Genomic DNA, 12440 nt, shown 5'->3' with positions numbered 1-12440 from the left:
ATCCGCAAAGCCGGACTCAGGCCTGCAGCCAGCACTTCGCCAGGGCGTAGCCGTTCATCAGTTCCTGATGCGGATCGTCGACCCAGCCATCAACCTTGGCACCGGTCGCGTCGATGAACTGGTTGAACATCGGCAGGATCAGGCCGCCTTCGTCGCGCACCAGGACAGCCATGTCGTGGTACATCGCCTTGCGCTTGGCCTCGTCGAGCTCGGCGCGTGCCGCCAGCACCATCTTGTCGAAATCCGGGCGCTTGAAACGCGTGTCGTTCCAGTCGGCGGTCGACAGATAGGCGGTCGAATACATCTGGTCCTGCGTCGAGCGCCCGCCCCAGTAGGAAGCGCAGAAGGGCTGCTTGTTCCAGACCTCGTTCCAATAGCCGTCGCCGGGCTCGCGCTTGAGCTCGATCTTGATGCCGGCCTTGGCGGCGCTCTGCTGGAAGAGCTGCGAGGCATCGACCGCGCCCGGGAAGGCGACGTCGGAAGTCCTCAAAAGCACGGTGCCGTCATGGCCCGACTTCTTGTAATGGAACTTCGCCTTGTCCGGATCGTACTTGCGCTGTTCGATCTCGGTGAACAGCGGGTAGGCGGAGTTGATCGGGAAGTCGTTGCCGAGCGAACCGTAGCCGCGCAGCACCTTGGTCAACATCTCTTCGCGGTCGATCGCCAGCTTCAGCGCCATGCGCAAATCGTTGTTGTCGAACGGCGCCGTGTTGCAATGCATGATGAAGACGTAGTGGCCCGGGCCGGCGTGGTTGCGGATGGTCACGCCCGGCACGCGCTTGATCAGGTCGACGATCTTCGGCTCGACGCGGTTGATCATGTTGACCTGGCCGCCCTGCAGGGCCGCCGTGCGCGCGGTCGCATCGTTGATGACGATGATCTCGATCTGGTCGGCATGGCCCATCTTGTCGCTCTGCCAGTAATTGGCGAAGCGCTCGCCGCCATGGCGCACGCCGGGCTCGTTGGTGGTGACCTTATAGGGTCCGGCCGAGATGCCGGCGTCGGCCTTGTCCTTGCCGCCATTGGGCTGGACGATCAGGTGATAGTCGCTGAGCAGGTAGGGAAGGTCGGCATTGGCTTCCTTCAGCGTCAGCACCACTTCCTTGCCATTGGCCTTGATGGTCTCGATGCCCTTCATGTAGCCGAGCGCACCGGATTTCGATTTCTCGTCGGAATGGCGCTCGAGCGTCGCGGCGACGTCGTCGGCGGTCACCTTCTTGCCGTTGTGGAATTCGACGCCGTCGCGGATCTTCAGCGTCCACACCTTGGCGTCCTTGGACGAGCCGATCTCCTCGGCGATACGGTTCTCGAGCTTGCCGTCGGGCGACAGCTCGACGATCATTTCGCCCCAGCACTTGCCGAAGGCGAACGGCACCTGGGTCATGAACAGGGCCGGATCGAGACTGTTGGTGGATTCACCGCCGACCAGACCGGCCTTCAACGTGCCGCCCTTGACCGGACCGGCCGCCCGAGCCGCGCTTGAAAGCAGCGAGTTGGCGAAGGGTGCTGCGATGCCGAGCGCTGCCGCCCGGCCGAGAAAATCACGACGGCTCAGCTTGCCTGCTGCAACACGCCGGCTAAGGAATTCGAGTTCATTTGACATTTTGAGTTCCTCACTCTGTTGGTTCGACTCTGTGGTCGATTTTCTTGTTTCTTGTGAGGGGAATAATGACGGCAAGGCAAAGCGGTAAGCAAGACCGAATGCGACATGCCGTGGCGTAAATCGTATGTCGCATTTGGACCAACGGGTTCAGTCCTCAGACCAGCGCGCGCGGAATTTTTTCCTCGAAATTGCGTTCGAAGACGAGGATATCGCCTTCGTAAGCTTCGATTCTGGCGCTGACGACGAAGTTTTGCGCGTCCGATCGCATCTCCGCCCATGTCTCGGTGCGCACCGACCATTCATTTCGCGACAGGGTCTGCGTCCAGTGGGTCTTGCCCGACGCTGACAAGGGATCGTCAGGATGGATCGCCCAGGTCTCGCGGGCGATGCTGCCATTGGCCAGGCCATGGGCAAGATCGCGCACCTCGCCGAAGTCGTCCGCTATGGATAGCGTGACGATTCCGGTCTTTTCGTCGCGATCGACATGACGTTCGGAATTGGCGGGGCGAACCGTCTGGGTGGCCCAGGGCGCGGCGCCTTCCGGCTCGGCGAATGTCACCTCGCTGCCGGTGGCCAGCGGGCGCAAGGGAAGGGCCAGTGTCGCTGCCGACAAGGTGAGTTGAACCGGCTCCGGCGAGGGCCAGATCATTGGCCAATAGGCGTTCGACACCGCAACGCGCAGGCGGTGGCCGGCCGGAACGCGGTAGGCGCACTGGTCGAGTACGACGCGCGCCGAGATGGCCTCGCCCGGCACCAGCGCTTGCGGGAATTCGTGCGAGTCGCGATGCGTCAGGTTGAGCACGCCATAGGAGATCAGTTCCGACGCGCCGTCCGGATGCACGTCGCACAGTCGGATCGCGATGTTGGCTTGCGGACGATCGGACGAGAGCGTGACTTGGACCTCCGGTGCACCGACAATGTCGAGCGCCTCGGCGAGTTCCGGTTGGTCGAACCACACCGACAGAGCATCGTCGGGACGCTGGTCACCTGGCAGTTCCGGACCGAAGGTGAACGGGAAGTACTCGCCGCCAGCGAGACCGCAGCTTTGCGGCGAGGCTACGATGGCAGGTTTTTTGCCCTTGGAGATCAGCTCGATCGCTTGCGTCTTGATGGCGGGCGACGGCCATTGCTGTTCCGCCACCCAGCGGCCCGGCCGCTCGGGATGCCAGCGCGCCGGGCGCACGCTGTCCATCACATAGGCGCGATAGGCCGGGTCGGCCTCGACACCGGTGTCGGTGCCCTTCAGCCAGTGGTCCCACCAGCGCAGTGCTTCCTGCAGGAAGCCGATGGCCGGCTGAGGTCCGGCATAATGTGGATATTTGTGGATCCATGGGCCGACGATGCCCTTGACCGGTGCCTCGATGTTGCTGACGAGATTGGAGATCGTGTTGCGGTAACCGTCATGCCAGCCGCCGATCGACAGCACCGCTGCCTTGACCGCCGAAAAATCCTCGCAGATGGAGCCGCGTTTCCAGTAAGCGTCGCGGTGCTGGTGGCTGAGCCACAGCGGCAGAAGGAAGGACTGGTTCTCCAGCCGGGTCAGCCACAGATCGCGCCACCGGTTGTCGCCTGCAATCAGCGGGTCCGGCGGTCGTGACGAATAGGAGAGCATCGTCGACGCCCAGCCGAAATTCTCGATCAGCAGGCAGCCGCCCTTGTAGTGGATGTCGTCGGCGTAGCGGTCGACGGTCGAGCACAGGCTGATCACCGCCTTCAGCGCCGGCGGCTGTTTGGCCGCCACCTGCAGGCAGTTGAAGCCGCCCCAGGAAATACCCATCATGCCGACATTGCCGTTGCACCAAGGTTGAGCTGCCGCCCAGGCGATGACGTCGCAGGCGTCCTGCAATTCCTGCTCGGAATATTCGTCGTCCATCAGCCCTTCGGAATCGCCATTGCCGCGCATGTCGACGCGGATCGAGGCGTAGCCGTGGCCGGCAAGATAGGGATGCGTCAGCTGGTCGCGAAAGATGGTGCCGTCGCGCTTGCGGTAGGGCAGGTGCTCGAGAATGGCAGGCACCGGATCGTCGCCGGCGTCCTCCGGCATCCACACCCGCGCCGACAGCCGGCAGCCATCCGGCATGACGATGCCCATGTCCGGGAATTCGACGACCTTGCGGGGAAATTCGGTGACGGTTTTCATGGCAGGCATAACGCCCCGCCGCGCGGCAACTTTCAATTGTCATTCGCGACTGGAGCAGCGAAATATGCGACCTGTACCGCTACCGCAGTTCGTCCAGAAGTTCGGGATGTTTTTCCAATAATGTCATCAGTTGAATGGTCGGGCCGCTCGGTTCGATCAGGCCTCGTTCGTATTTGTCGAAAGCATTCTCGCCGACCTTGAACAGGGATCCCGCCTCGCGCTGCGAAAGTTTGAGCTTGGTTCGCATGCGGCGAATGGTTGCGGGGGCCGGGACGCCATCGATCTTTTCCTTGAGCGCGCGCAAGGCGGCATCGACCGCGGCCATGTCGTCGCCGACATGTACCCCCTCGTCCCCGGATGCCGGGTAGTAACCGGGAAGGTCGACAATCACGCTCTCCCCCTTATAGGTCACGGTGAATGGACGCACCTGACGCGTCAGGGTTTCCCCGGTTTCGGGGGAAATCATGCTCTCGTTTCCTTCTCTTGCCGTCACGGTCATTTCTCCTTGAACGACATGATCGTGAACTCGGTCACGACATTCGCCTGGAATTTCAGGTAGAGGATCAGGTCACGCGCAGGCACGTGGTAGACATCCTGCCAGACGCGATGATCCGCAAAAGTCGTCATCGACTTCACGAACATTTTCCGCGTCATGCCGCCGATCACCTCGACGACACCGACACGATCGAAGCCAAGACTAGTGGCATCCCGCAGCGCGGACGTCGTCATAGCCAGCGAATCCACAGACCCAAATGTCATCTTGATGGCATCAAGATCGTAAGTGGGTCTGCGTTTCTCGATAAGCGTAATATGCCACCATAAAGGTGGCAATTCAAGATGCATGACGAGTTCAGCGAGCGAACGATCAATTCAGCGGAATGTCGTTCTCATCCTTGTTCGCCTGGTAGGCGCCGGAGAGTTCATCGTAGCGCGCCGAAATCTTGCCGATGCGCGTTTCCAGCCGTTGGCGCTCGGCCTCAGGCAGCGCCCGCACCAGCCTGCGTATGGAAAAACTCTTCCAGTAGGCGTTCTCGGCATTGTAGCCGCCGGGATCGAGGGTGAAGACCTCTTTCAGGATTTTAAGATCGTGCGGGATGGCAAAGCTGTCGCGCGAATCCTCATGGCTGAACAGATGGTAGAAATTGTCGAAGCCGGTCCAGGTGATTGCCGACAGGCAGAGCGAGCATGGTTCGTGCGTGGCGAGGAAGATGGCGTCGCCAGTGTCGACACGCTCCGCCCTGGGCATCTCGTAAAACCGTTTCAGGCAGTGCACCTCGCCATGCCAGAGCGGGTTTTCGATCTCGTTGTTGGTCTCGGCCAGCACCAGCGAACGATCGTCCTTCCTCAGGATCGCCGCGCCGAACAGCTTGTTGCCGTGGGCAACGCCTTCCTCCGTCTTCGGCACGATGTCGTGCTCGATGACGTCGAGCAGGCGGTCGATCAGCGAAATGTCGGTCATGACGGCTCTCCTGCTGCATGTCGCCCAAAAGTGCCCCGGTCCTGGGGCAACGACATGCAGGAAAAATTAGGGAAGATGGATCTCGTAGGCGTGCGAGAAATGGAATTCTTCGAGATTGGAGCCGTCGCCGCCACGGTCGACGATCAGGAAGTCCTGAGCTTCGCCAAGCGGCGTCAGCACGCCATGCCAGAGATTGCGGGAATAGTTGATGCCTTGTCCGGGCGCGGTGATGAAGGCGTGCGGTTCGCCCGGCCCCTCCTTGCCGTCATGGCAGACGACGACCATGAACGGGCGCGGCGACAGCGGAATGAAGGCCTGGCTGCCCAAGGGGTGGCGCTCGACCATGGTCAGTTTCAGCGGCAGTTCGTAGGGCGTGCCGCGCACCATCGAGATCAGCACGCGCGCGTTCGGTCCCGTCGCCACAGCGGTGGCAAGATCGTGGTAGCGCTCGGCCTTGCCACCATTGATCGGGTAATGGTTGTCGCCGCCCATGTCGATGACGTCGCCGAAACCGGCAAACGCCTCGCGCGTCAGCGGCCGCGCGACGATGCGGGTCACCGCGTGCGACCGCCAATATCGGCACCGCCGAGCTTGGCGTGCCGGTTGACGTCCTTGTAGAGCAGATAGCGGAATTTCCCCGGGCCGCCGGCATAGCAGGCCTGCGGGCAGAAGGCGCGCAGCCACATATAGTCGCCGGCCTCGACCTCGACCCAGTCCTGGTTCAGGCGGTAGACCGCCTTGCCTTCGAGCACGTAGAGCCCGTGCTCCATCACATGCGTCTCGGCGAACGGAATGACGGCGCCGGGCTCGAGCGTCACGATGGTCATATGCATGTCGTGGCGCATGTCGGCCGGATCGACGAACCGCGTCGTCGCCCAGCGGCCCTCGGTGCCGGGCATCGGCGTCGGTGCGATCTCCTGTTCGTTGGTGAAGAAGGCTTCCGGCGCTTCGATGCCATCGACGGCCTCATAGGCCTTGCGGATCCAGTGGAAGCGAACAGCCGCCTTGCTTTCATTGCGAACCGTCCAGCCGCTGGCCGGCGGTAGGAAGGCAAAGCCGCCTGGCCGCAACATATGCTTCTTCCCGGCAAGCAGGACCGTCAACTCGCCCTCGACCACGAACAGAGCGCCCTCGGCGCCGGCGTCGGGTTCCGGCCGCTCGCTGCCGCCGCCGGGCGCGATCTCGACAATGTACTGTGAAAACGTCTCGGCAAAACCGGACAGCGGACGCGACAGGATCCAGACGCGGGTCTCGTCCCAGAACGGCAAGGCGCTGGTGACGATGTCCTGCATCACCCCCTTGGGGATGACGGCATAGGCCTCGGTGAAGACGGCGCGGCCGGTCAAAAGCTCGTTTTGGCCGGAATGGCCGCCATGTGGAGCATAATAGGTTCGCTCGGGCATCCTGATCGTATCCATGGGTTCAAACCTATTGCGGTAGCATGTCCCTGAGGCGGAGCAGCGCGATGCGCTCGACCTGTTTGCAGGCGGTCTCGAATTCCACGCCGCGGCTGTTGCCGATGCGGGCTTCGAACTCCGCCAGGATCTCCTCCTTGGTTTTGCCCTTCACCGCGATGATGAAGGGGAAGCCGAAGGTGGTGACGTAGGCGGCGTTGAGTTTGGAGAACAGTTCGCGTTCCTTGTCGGTCAGCGCGTCGAGACCGGCGGAGGCCTGTTCCCGGGTCGATTCCGCGGTCAACCGCCTGGCCTTGGCCAATTTGCCGGCCAGGTCGGGATGGGCGTTGAGCACGCCGAGCCGCTCGGTCTCGTTGGCGGAACGGAAGATGCGGCAGAGCGCATTGTGCAGGCCGCCGGCCGTGTCGTGCGCCGGGCCTAGTTCCAGTTCGTAGGCCCGCTCCGCGATCCAGGGCGAATGCTCGAACACGCCACCGAAGCTGTGAACGAATGTCTCGAATTCCATTTTCGACGGGCGCAGCGCCGCCGGCTTGTAGGGGTGGTTCTCCTGCCAGTGCCTGGCTATGTCGATGCGCCGCGCCAGCCAGACCTTGTCGTGCGACTTCACATAGTCGACGAAGCGCTTCAGCGCCGCCACTCGGCCCGGCCGCCCGACGAGCCGGCAATGCAGGCCGATGTTCATCATGCGCGGCCGGCCCGCCTTGCCCTCGGCATAGAGCGTGTCGAAACTGTCTTTGAGGTAGGCGAAGAACTGGTCACCCGAGTTGAAGCCTTGCGGCGTGGCGAAGCGCATATCGTTGGCGTCGAGCGTATAGGGGATGATGAGCTGCGTGCCGCCCGCATGCTCGTACCAGTAGGGTAGCTCGTCGTCATAGGTGTCGGAGACGTAGTCGAAGCCGCCTTCCTCGGCGACCAGCCGCACCGTGTTGACCGAGGTGCGGCCCGTATACCAGCCGGTTGGGCGCTGGCCCGTGACCTCGTAATGCAGCTTGATCGCGGCTTCGAGGTCGCGGCGTTCGTCCTCGGCGCTGTGGTCGCGGTAGTCGATCCATCTCAGCCCATGCGAGGCGATTTCCCAGCCGGCCTCCTGCATGGCCGTCACCTGGTCGGGCGAGCGTGCCAACGCTGTGGCGACGCCGTAGCAGGTCACCGGCACCTGGCTCTCGCTGAACAGGCGCAGCAGCCGCCAGAAACCGGCCCGCGCCCCGTATTCGTAGATCGATTCCATGTTCCAGTGGCGCTGGCCCACCCAGGCCGCGGCGCCGACGATCTCCGACAGGAAGGCTTCCGAAGCCTTGTCGCCGTGCAACACGCAGTTCTCGCCACCCTCTTCGTAGTTGACGACGAACTGCACCGCGACATGCGCGCCGCCAGGCCACTTGGGATCCGGCGGATTGGCTCCATAGCCGCGCATGTCTCTTTCGTAACGCATCGTCCCTCCCGCGGGGCATCGCCCGAAGTATGATCAGGATATCGAAAGGGTGCTTCTCGCATTCCCCCGAAAATTTTTGAAAGTGTTTTTGTCGCACTCCGCTCGACCGGGACTTATGCATCGCCTTTAATTGGCGCACAATTCATCGCTTGTGTTCGATTGTACCAGCCAGTTCGTTCATACTGGGAAAGGGAGGCGGCCAATGGCAGAGACGTCGAAAGCCGATGGCGGACGCCTGACGACCCATGTTCTCGACACGGCGACCGGCAAGCCGGCGGCGGGCCTGTCGATCGCTCTTTACCGTCTCGACGGTGCCGCCCGCACGCTTCTGAAGACGGTCGCGACCAATGCCGACGGCCGCTGCGATGCGCCGTTGCTTGTCGGCGGCGACTTCCGCACCGGCGAATACGAGCTGATCTTCGCGGCGGGCGACTATCTGCGTGGCCAGGGAACAAAGCTGCCCGAGCCGGCTTTCCTGGACCGCGTGCCGATCCGCTTCGGCATGGCGGAGGCGGTGCACTATCATGTGCCCTTGCTGATCTCGCCCTACGGCTATTCGACCTACAGGGGGAGTTGAGGCATGGCCAAGGTCAATATCCGCAACGAAATCCGTTTCATCCTCAATGGCAGGGACGTCGTGCTGTCTTCGGTGGCACCCGACACGACCTTGCTCGACTGGCTGCGGCTCGACCGCTCGCTACGCGGCACCAAGGAAGGCTGCGCGGAGGGCGATTGCGGCGCCTGCACCGTGCTCGTCGGCAAGCTCTCGGCCGGCGGACTGGTCTATGAAAGTGTCAATGCCTGCATCCGCTTCCTCGGCTCGCTGGACGGCACCCATGTCGTGACCGTCGAGCATTTGCGCGGCCTGCCCGGCCAACTGCACCCGGTGCAGCAGGCAATGGTCGATTTCCACGGCTCGCAATGCGGCTTCTGCACGCCGGGCTTCATCATGTCGCTCTACGGCCTGTGGATGAGATCATCGGACCCATCGAACGCGACGATCGAAAAAGCCCTGCAAGGCAACCTTTGCCGCTGCACCGGCTACGAGGCGATCATGCGCGCCGCCCACGCTATCTCCAGCTACGGCAAGGCGGCGAAAGACCCGCTGGCGGCGGAGCGCGAGGCGATCACGGCAAGGCTCGATGCCATGCACGATGGCGCGCGAGTCGAGATCGGCGACGGCAAGGCACTGCTGGTGGTGCCGGCCAATGTTGATGATTTCGCCGCCATACTGGACAAGGAACCCACGGCCACCATCGTTGCCGGGGCGACCGATGTCGGCCTGTGGGTCACCAAGCACATGCGCGATATCTCGCCGGTGATCTTCATCGGCAATCTCGACGGGCTTTGCACGATCTCCGAAGACAAGGGCGTCATATCGATCGGGGCCGGCGTCACCTACACCGAAGCCTTCTCGACGCTGTCGAAGCGTATCTCCGCGCTCGGACCATTGTTCGACCGCATCGGTGGCGAACAGGTGCGCAATATGGGCACCATCGGCGGCAACATCGCCAACGGCTCGCCGATCGGCGACACGCCGCCGCCCTTGATCGCGCTCGGCGCGCGGCTGACGCTGCGCAGGGGCAAGAAGCGGCGCACGATCTCGTTGCAGGATTTCTTCATTGCTTACGGCAAGCAGGACCGGCAGCCGGGCGAGTTCGTCGAAGCCGTGCATGTCCCTGTCCCCGCCAAGGGGACGAAATTCGCCGTCTACAAGATCACCAAGCGCCGCGACGAGGACATCACGGCCGCCCTTGGCGCCTTTTTCCTGACGCTGGCCAAGGACGGCACAGTCGCCGACATCCGTATCGCCTATGGCGGCATGGCGGCGACGCCGAAGCGCGCAACCGCTGTCGAGAAGGCACTGCTCGGCAAGCCCTGGACCGAAGCGACGGTCGAGACGGCGATGACTGAGTACGCCAGGGATTTCACGCCGCTCACCGACATGCGGGCGTCAGCCGAATACCGGGGGCTGGCAGCGAAGAACCTGTTGTTGCGCTTCTTTGTCGAAACCACCGGCACCAGGGCACCATTCCAGGTGTCACGCAACGAGGCGGCATGATGAACAAGCACGCCACCGCTAGTCTCAAGGCTGAGAAAATCGTCGGCGGCGTCGCCACCGACCAGCGGCACGATTCCGCCCACAAGCATGTCAGCGGCACGGCGGTCTATATCGACGACATGCCGGAACCGGCCGGCACGCTGCATGGCTGCCTCGGCCTTTCGGCTGCGACCCATGCCATGATCGTCGAGATGGACCTTTCGGCGGTGCGCGCCGCGCCCGGCGTCGTCGATGTGCTGACGGCGAAGGATGTGCCCGGCGAGAACGACATCTCGCCGACTGGCCGCCATGACGAGCCGGTGCTCGCCGACGGCAAGGTCGAGTTCTACGGTCAGCCGATCTTCTNGGGTGGCCTGCGTCAAATCGAGTTGCCGATGTCGCGACTGGATATCGGCGACCTCGACCCGAGGAAGGACAAGTTGGTCACGCCGCCTCTCACGCTGAGACGCGGCGACGCGGCGGCCGCGATCCGTCAGGCGCCGCGCCGGCTGAAGGGAAAGATGCGCGTCGGCGGGCAGGAGCATTTCTACCTCGAGGGCCATATCGCCATGGCCGTTCCCGGCGAGGACCAGGACGTCACCATCTACTCCTCGACCCAGCATCCGAGTGAAGTCCAGCACATGGTGAGCCATGCGCTCGGCGTGCCGAGCAACGCCATCACGGTGGAAATCCGCCGCATGGGCGGCGGCTTCGGCGGCAAGGAAACACAAGGCAACCAGTTCGCGGCATTGGCCGCGATCGCCGCCAAGAAGCACCATCGCGCGGTAAAAATCCGACCCGACCGCGACGACGACATGACCGCCACCGGCAAGCGCCACGACTTCCTCGTCGATTACGAAGTCGGCTTCGATGATGAAGGCAACATCCTCGGCGTCGACTTCATGTTCGCGGCGCGCTGCGGCTTTTCGTCGGACCTGTCAGGCCCGGTCACCGACCGCGCGCTGTTCCACTGCGACAACACCTATTTCTGGCCGACGGTGCATGCGCAGTCGGCGCCGCTCTACACCAACACTGTATCCAACACCGCTTTCCGCGGCTTTGGCGGCCCGCAAGGCATGGTCGGTGCCGAACGCGTGATCGACGAGGTCGCCTTCGCGGTCGGCAAGGACCCGCTGGAAATCCGCAAGAAGAATTTCTACGGCACCAGTGATGATAGCGAAGGGGGCCGCAACCTCACGCCCTATCACCAGACGGTCGAGGACAACATCATCCAGCGCATCGTCGGCGAACTGGAGGAAAGCGCCAGCTATGCGCGGCGACGGCGGGAAATTTCGGCCTTCAACGCCAACAGCCGTTTCATCAAGCGCGGCCTGGCGCTGACGCCGGTCAAATTCGGCATTTCCTTCACCGCCACGCACTACAACCAGGCCGGCGCGCTTGTGCATGTCTACACCGATGGTTCCGTGCATCTGAACCATGGCGGCACCGAGATGGGGCAGGGCCTCTACCTCAAGGTCGCGCAGGTGGTGGCGGAAGAATTCCAGATCGACCTCGACCAGGTGAAGATCACGGCGACCACTACCGGCAAGGTGCCCAACACCTCGGCCACCGCGGCGTCTTCCGGTTCCGATCTCAACGGCATGGCCGCGCAAAACGGTGCGCGTCAGATCAAGGACCGGCTCATCGACTTCGCCGCCGAAAAGTACCAGGTGCCGCACGACCAGGTGGTTTTCCTGCCCAACCGGGTGCGCGTCGGCAACCAGGAGATCGCCTTCGCCGACCTCGTCAACCAAGCCTACATGGCGCGCATTCAGCTTTCGGCGGCGGGATTCTACAAGACGCCGAAAATCCACTGGAACCGCGACAAGGGACAGGGTCGCCCCTTCTACTATTTCGCCTATGGGGCTTCCTGCTCGGAAGTCTCGGTAGACACGCTGACCGGCGAATATGTGGTCGAGCGCACCGACATCCTGCACGAAACCGGCCGCTCGCTGAACCGCGCCATCGATCTCGGCCAGATCGAAGGTGGCTTCATCCAAGGCATGGGCTGGCTGACGACGGAAGAACTGTGGTGGGACGACAAGGGCCGGCTGCGCACCCATGCGCCGTCGACCTACAAGATCCCGCTGGCGTCAGACCGGCCGAAGATCTTCAACGTGACCCTGGCCGACTGGCCCGAGGCGAGCGAGCCGACGATCCACCGCTCCAAGGCTGTTGGCGAGCCGCCTTTCCCGCTCGGCATGTCCGTTCTGCATGCATTGTCGGATGCGGTCGCCAGTGTCGCCGACCACAAGATCTGCCCGCGTCTCGATGCTCCTGCAACGCCGGAACGCGTGCTGATGACGATCGAGCGGCTAAAGAAAGCGGCCAGGGCTGGCGTTTAAGTCGC

At 63.0% G+C, this 12440-nt stretch carries 11 protein-coding genes; 3 read left to right on the top strand and 8 right to left on the bottom strand.

The window, feature by feature from the left end:
* Positions 1 to 16: 16 nt before the first annotated feature.
* From X741_RS164845 to puuE, 8 genes are all read right to left on the bottom strand, one after another.
* Positions 17 to 1603, bottom strand: coding sequence for an ABC transporter substrate-binding protein (locus X741_RS164845; protein ID WP_023775935.1), 1587 nt, complete (start codon positions 1601 to 1603; stop codon positions 17 to 19).
* 154 nt (positions 1604 to 1757) lie between these two features.
* Positions 1758 to 3743, bottom strand: a complete 1986-nt coding sequence (locus X741_RS164850; protein ID WP_023775934.1) for a CocE/NonD family hydrolase — start codon at positions 3741 to 3743, stop codon at positions 1758 to 1760.
* A 79-nt stretch (positions 3744 to 3822) separates the two neighbouring features.
* Complete coding sequence (locus X741_RS164855) at positions 3823 to 4209, bottom strand: type II toxin-antitoxin system MqsA family antitoxin (protein WP_084018235.1); 387 nt, start codon at positions 4207 to 4209, stop codon at positions 3823 to 3825.
* A gap of 29 nt (positions 4210 to 4238) precedes the next feature.
* Positions 4239 to 4586: a type II toxin-antitoxin system MqsR family toxin gene (locus X741_RS164860; RefSeq protein ID WP_245272625.1), complete on the bottom strand. Its 348-nt coding sequence runs from the start codon at positions 4584 to 4586 to the stop codon at positions 4239 to 4241.
* Positions 4587 to 4608: 22 nt separating this feature from the next.
* Positions 4609 to 5202 (bottom strand): nucleoside deaminase, encoded by a 594-nt coding sequence (locus X741_RS164865; RefSeq protein WP_023775931.1) that lies wholly within the window; start codon positions 5200 to 5202, stop codon positions 4609 to 4611.
* Positions 5203 to 5268: 66 nt separating this feature from the next.
* Positions 5269 to 5760, bottom strand: coding sequence for an ureidoglycolate lyase (locus X741_RS164870; protein ID WP_023775930.1), 492 nt, complete (start codon positions 5758 to 5760; stop codon positions 5269 to 5271).
* Positions 5757 to 6620 carry a bifunctional allantoicase/(S)-ureidoglycine aminohydrolase gene (locus tag X741_RS164875; protein ID WP_023775929.1) on the bottom strand — a complete coding sequence of 288 codons (864 nt, stop codon included), beginning with the start codon at positions 6618 to 6620 and terminating at the stop codon, positions 5757 to 5759. The genes X741_RS164870 and X741_RS164875 overlap by 4 nt, the downstream gene beginning before the upstream one ends.
* A gap of 10 nt (positions 6621 to 6630) precedes the next feature.
* Positions 6631 to 8049 (bottom strand): allantoinase PuuE, encoded by a 1419-nt coding sequence (puuE, locus tag X741_RS164880; protein WP_023775928.1) that lies wholly within the window; start codon positions 8047 to 8049, stop codon positions 6631 to 6633.
* 202 nt (positions 8050 to 8251) lie between these two features.
* Between puuE and uraH the strand changes: the two genes are divergently transcribed.
* From uraH to xdhB, 3 genes are read left to right on the top strand one after another with little or no spacing between them, the layout of a single operon-like run.
* Positions 8252 to 8626 carry a hydroxyisourate hydrolase gene (gene uraH / locus X741_RS164885; RefSeq protein ID WP_013891597.1) on the top strand — a complete coding sequence of 125 codons (375 nt, stop codon included), beginning with the start codon at positions 8252 to 8254 and terminating at the stop codon, positions 8624 to 8626.
* A gap of 3 nt (positions 8627 to 8629) precedes the next feature.
* Positions 8630 to 10111 (top strand): xanthine dehydrogenase small subunit, encoded by a 1482-nt coding sequence (xdhA, locus tag X741_RS164890; protein ID WP_023775927.1) that lies wholly within the window; start codon positions 8630 to 8632, stop codon positions 10109 to 10111.
* On the top strand, positions 10111 to 12435 hold the full coding sequence (gene xdhB, locus X741_RS164895) for a xanthine dehydrogenase molybdopterin binding subunit (protein WP_023775926.1): 2325 nt from the start codon (positions 10111 to 10113) through the stop codon (positions 12433 to 12435). The genes xdhA and xdhB overlap by 1 nt, the downstream gene beginning before the upstream one ends.
* The last annotated feature ends 5 nt before the right edge of the window (positions 12436 to 12440 follow it).

This window comes from Mesorhizobium sp. LNHC221B00 (genome assembly GCF_000502935.1).
GTDB classification, from domain to species: domain Bacteria; phylum Pseudomonadota; class Alphaproteobacteria; order Rhizobiales; family Rhizobiaceae; genus Mesorhizobium; species Mesorhizobium opportunistum.
This window is presented reverse-complemented; position numbering and strand designations above follow the sequence as displayed.

Excerpts from the sequence above, each read along its gene's own strand:
- X741_RS164860 (WP_245272625.1), bottom strand. The coding sequence starts at position 4,586 with ATGCATCTTGAATTGCCACCTTTATGGTGGCATATTACGCTTATCGAG.
- X741_RS164865 (WP_023775931.1), bottom strand. The coding sequence starts at position 5,202 with ATGACCGACATTTCGCTGATCGACCGCCTGCTCGACGTCATCGAGCAC.
- X741_RS164850 (WP_023775934.1), bottom strand. The coding sequence starts at position 3,743 with ATGAAAACCGTCACCGAATTTCCCCGCAAGGTCGTCGAATTCCCGGAC.
- puuE (WP_023775928.1), bottom strand. The coding sequence starts at position 8,049 with ATGCGTTACGAAAGAGACATGCGCGGCTATGGAGCCAATCCGCCGGAT.
- X741_RS164875 (WP_023775929.1), bottom strand. The coding sequence starts at position 6,620 with ATGGATACGATCAGGATGCCCGAGCGAACCTATTATGCTCCACATGGC.
- uraH (WP_013891597.1), top strand. The coding sequence starts at position 8,252 with ATGGCAGAGACGTCGAAAGCCGATGGCGGACGCCTGACGACCCATGTT.
- xdhA (WP_023775927.1), top strand. The coding sequence starts at position 8,630 with ATGGCCAAGGTCAATATCCGCAACGAAATCCGTTTCATCCTCAATGGC.
- X741_RS164845 (WP_023775935.1), bottom strand. The coding sequence starts at position 1,603 with ATGTCAAATGAACTCGAATTCCTTAGCCGGCGTGTTGCAGCAGGCAAG.
- X741_RS164855 (WP_084018235.1), bottom strand. The coding sequence starts at position 4,209 with ATGATTTCCCCCGAAACCGGGGAAACCCTGACGCGTCAGGTGCGTCCA.